The organism is Pseudomonas sp. CM25, from assembly GCF_013179705.1.
GTDB lineage: Bacteria > Pseudomonadota > Gammaproteobacteria > Pseudomonadales > Pseudomonadaceae > Aquipseudomonas.
This window is the reverse complement of sequence record NZ_JABMCW010000436.1, coordinates 1-3,879: the sequence shown is the minus strand read 5'-3', so window position 1 is coordinate 3,879 and position 3,879 is coordinate 1. Positions and strand designations below refer to the sequence as shown.

Annotated in this window: 4 protein-coding genes and 1 pseudogene; 3 read left to right on the top strand and 2 right to left on the bottom strand. The window is 64.8% G+C overall.

The window, feature by feature from the left end:
* From HP546_RS27295 to HP546_RS27285, 3 genes and pseudogenes are all read left to right on the top strand, one after another.
* Positions 1-760: pseudogene (locus tag HP546_RS27295) on the top strand (16S rRNA (cytosine(967)-C(5))-methyltransferase); the annotation flags it as partial.
* 22 nt (positions 761-782) lie between these two features.
* Positions 783-2,156 (top strand): Trk system potassium transporter TrkA, encoded by a 1,374-nt coding sequence (gene trkA / locus HP546_RS27290; RefSeq protein WP_016712794.1) that lies wholly within the window; start codon positions 783-785, stop codon positions 2,154-2,156.
* Positions 2,157-2,167: 11 nt separating this feature from the next.
* Positions 2,168-2,476, top strand: coding sequence for a tetratricopeptide repeat protein (locus HP546_RS27285; RefSeq protein WP_172232063.1), 309 nt, complete (start codon positions 2,168-2,170; stop codon positions 2,474-2,476).
* A gap of 178 nt (positions 2,477-2,654) precedes the next feature.
* On the opposite strand, the gene HP546_RS27280 is transcribed toward HP546_RS27285, so the two are convergent.
* Complete coding sequence (locus tag HP546_RS27280) at positions 2,655-3,542, bottom strand: lysophospholipid acyltransferase (protein WP_172232060.1); 888 nt, start codon at positions 3,540-3,542, stop codon at positions 2,655-2,657.
* A gap of 41 nt (positions 3,543-3,583) precedes the next feature.
* Positions 3,584-3,879: DNA-3-methyladenine glycosylase I (locus HP546_RS27275; protein WP_172232057.1), on the bottom strand; the 296-nt coding region annotated here is incomplete at its 5' end.

Below are 3,879 nucleotides of genomic sequence, written 5' to 3'. Positions count from 1 at the left end.
CTACCTGGCGCTGCTGGCCGAAGCAGGGGTGGGCGCCAGCGCCTGTCGGTACAGCCGTGACGGCATCGTGCTGGCCGAAGCCTGTGACGTGCGCGGCCTGCCAGGCTTCGCCGAAGGCTGGGTAAGTGTGCAGGACGAAGCCGCGCAACTGTCTGCCGACTTGCTCGAACTGGCCCCCGGCCAGCGCGTGCTCGACGCCTGCTGTGCCCCGGGTGGCAAAACCTGCCACCTGCTGGAGGCCGAAGCGGGCCTGGGCCACATGGTGGCGATCGACCTCGAAGCCAAGCGCCTGATCCGCGTGCGCGAGAACCTCGACCGCCTGCAGCTCGACGCCGAGCTGATCGCCTGCGATGCCCGCGACACCGCCAGCTGGTGGGACGGCACGCCGTTCCAGCGCATCCTCCTGGACGCGCCCTGCTCGGCCACTGGCGTGATCCGCCGCCACCCGGATATCAAGCTGACCCGCCAGGCCGACGATATCCCGGCCCTGGCCACGCTGCAGGGCGAGCTGCTCGATGCCCTGTGGCCGACCCTGGAAGTGGGTGGCATGCTGCTGTACGCCACCTGCTCCAGCCTGCCGACCGAGAACACCGAAGTGATCGAGGCGTTCCTTGCCCGTACCGCGGGCGCCCGTGAGCTGGACCTGGCTACCGAAGCCGGCCTGCGCCAGCCCCACGGCCGCCAGCTGCTGGCCCAGGAAGGCGGCCACGACGGCTTCTACTATGCCAAGCTGATCAAGATCGCCGCCTCGCGCGGATAAGACCAAGGGTAGGGAGTAACGGATGAAAATCATCATCCTCGGCGCAGGCCAGGTAGGCGGGACGTTGGCAGAGCACCTGGCCAGCGAGGCCAACGATATTACCGTGGTCGACACCGACGGCGACCGTCTGCGCGACCTCGGCGACCGCCTGGACATCCGTACCGTGCAGGGCCGTGGCTCGCTGCCTACGGTGCTGCGCCAGGCCGGTGCCGACGACGCTGACATGCTGGTGGCGGTGACCAACAGCGACGAAACCAACATGGTCGCCTGCCAGGTGGCCTATTCGTTGTTCCACACCCCGACCAAGATCGCCCGGGTGCGCGAGTCCGCCTACCTGACCCGCGAGGAGCTGTTCGACAACGACCATATCCCGGTCGACGTGCTGATCAGCCCCGAGCAGGTGGTGACCAATTACATCAAGCGCCTGATCGAACACCCGGGCTCGCTGCAGGTGATCGACTTCGCCGAGGGCAAGGCCCAGCTGGTGGCCGTGAAGGCCTACTACGGCGGCCCGCTGGTCGGCCAGCAGCTGCGCCAGATCCGCGCGCACATGCCCAACGTAGACACCCGCGTGGCAGCCATCTTCCGCCGCGACCGGCCGATCACCCCACGGGGCGATACGGTGATCGAGGCCGACGACGAGGTGTTCTTCATTGCCGCGAAGAAGGACATTCGCGCCGTGATGGGCGAACTGCGCCGTATTGATGAAACCAACAAACGCATCGTCATCGCCGGGGGCGGGCAGATTGGCGAACGCCTGGCCGAAGCCATCGAAAGCCGCTACCAGGTGAAGATCATCGAGATGAGCCCGGCCCGCTGCCGGCACCTCTCCGATACCCTGGAGAGCACAGTGGTGCTGCAGGGCAGCGCTTCGGACAAGGACCTGATGCTGGAAGAGAACATCGCCGACGCCGACATCTTCCTGGCGCTGACCAACGATGACGAAGCCAACATCATGTCCTCGCTGCTGGCAAAGCGCCTGGGCGCGGGCAAGGTGATGACCATCATCAACAACCCGGCCTATGTCGACCTGGTGCAGGGCGGTGATATCGACATCGCCATCAGCCCGCAGCTGGCCACCATCGGCACCCTGCTGGCGCACGTACGCCGTGGCGACATCGTCAGCGTGCACTCGCTGCGACGCGGCGCGGCCGAGGCCATCGAGGCGGTGGCGCACGGCGACTCGAAGTCGAGCAAGGTGGTGGGCAAGGCCATCGAGGACATCGCCCTGCCGCCGGGGACCACCATCGGTGCGATCATCCGTGACGAAGAGGTGATGATTGCCCATGACGACACCATGATCGAATCAGGCGACCATGTGATCCTGTTTGTTGTGGATAAAAAGCATATTCGGGATGTGGAGAAGCTATTCCACGTCGGCTTGAGTTTCTTCTAGGAGAAGAAGGCATGCGCGAATCGCTGGAGAAGATGCTGGCCAAGGGTGTGGATAACCCGCTGTTGCGGTTTGGCCTGGGCAAGGCCTGGCTGGACGAGGGCAACGGAGCGGAAGCGGCTGTGCACCTGGCACGCTGCGTAGAGCAGGACCCGAAGTATTCGGCGGCATGGAAGCTGCTGGGCAAGGCGTATCAGCTGCAGGGTGACCTGGCGGCGGCGCGCAAGGCCTGGGAAGACGGGATCGTGGCGGCACAAGCTCATGGCGACAAGCAGGCCGAGAAAGAGATGACCGTTTTTCTTAAAAAGCTGAACAAAGCTTGAGATTGCCGGGGCTGCTTTGCAGCCCATCGCCGGCAAGCCAGCTCCCACAGGGACCAGGTACGCTATTGGACCCAGCGCAAAACCCTGGCTCCCCCAGGTTGAAGCACAGCCCCAGGCCTGCGCGGTCAATGTGGGAGCTGGCTTGCCGGCGAAAGGGGCGCGGAGCGCCCCCAAGATCTCAGTACCAGCGCGGCTCGCCGGGTGGGCGCTTCTTGAAGCGCTTCATGCTCCACATGTACTGACTCGGGTACTCACGCACATAGCGCTCGACCACCTTGCTCATGGCAGCAGCCGATTCGGTCACATCGGTGCTGTACATCGCCTCTGGCGCCGCCTCCAGGATCACCCGGAAGCCCGACCCATCCGGCAGCCGCAGGGCATGCAGGAATACCCCGACCGCCTTGCCGCCCGCCAGCATGTTCGGCACGAACTTGCTGGTCAGTGCCTGGGTACCGAGGAACGGCACGAACACGCCCGCCGACTCCGCCGGCTCCGGGTCGGCCGGGATACCCACCTGGCCACCGCGGCGCACTTCCTTGATCACGCTGAGGATGCCTTCCTTGGTCGAAGGTGCCACGCGGTTGCCCATCTGCACCCGCTGCTCGCGCAGCAGGTCATCCACAGCCTTCAGCTTTGGCGGACGGTAGAAGATGATCGGTTTGCACTGGTTGCAGTAGAAGTGGTTGAGCACTTCCCAATTGCCCAGGTGGCTGGTGATGCCGACCACACCCTTGCCCGAGGCCAAGGCCTGCTCCAGCACTTCCAGGCCGTGCACTTCCTTGACCAGATCCAGCGAACGCTGCGGCGGCCAGATCCAGGCACAGGCGCTTTCTACAAAGGATTTACCGATATCCCGCAGCGCGCGGCCCACCAGCTGCTCGCGCTCGGCCGGGTCCATCTCCGGGAAGCACTTGGCCAGGTTGATGCGCACCACATTGCGCGAACCGTTGGGCACCTTCCACATCAACCAGCCGATACCGGCGCCGACGCGCTGCACAGCGCCCCAGGGCAGCTTGGCAAACAGACGCAGCACCCCGACCATCAGGGCGCCCTTGAACTTTTCCACAGGCCAATTCCTTATTTCAGCGAGGCGCGCATTGTAACCCCTCAGCGCAGCAAGGCGGCGTAGCGATCGCAATCGGTGGTGTGGTCCATGACCATGCCGGTGGCCTGCATGAAGGCGTAGCAGATGGTCGGGCCGACAAAGGTGAAGCCGGCTTTCTGCAGGGCCTTGCTCATGGCCTTGGCTTCGTCGGTCACCGCTGGCACTTCGCTGCGGCCCTTGAAGTGATTGATCTTTGGCTCACCGCCAACGAACGACCACAGCCATTCGCCAGGGTTGTCCACAGCCAGCCAGGCCTGGGCGTTGCGCCGGGCGGCCTTGAGCTTGAGGCGGTTGCGGA

Coding starts and splice junctions, on each gene's coding strand:
- trkA (WP_016712794.1), top strand. CDS start 783: ATGAAAATCATCATCCTCGGCGCAGGCCAGGTAGGCGGGACGTTGGCA.
- HP546_RS27285 (WP_172232063.1), top strand. CDS start 2,168: ATGCGCGAATCGCTGGAGAAGATGCTGGCCAAGGGTGTGGATAACCCG.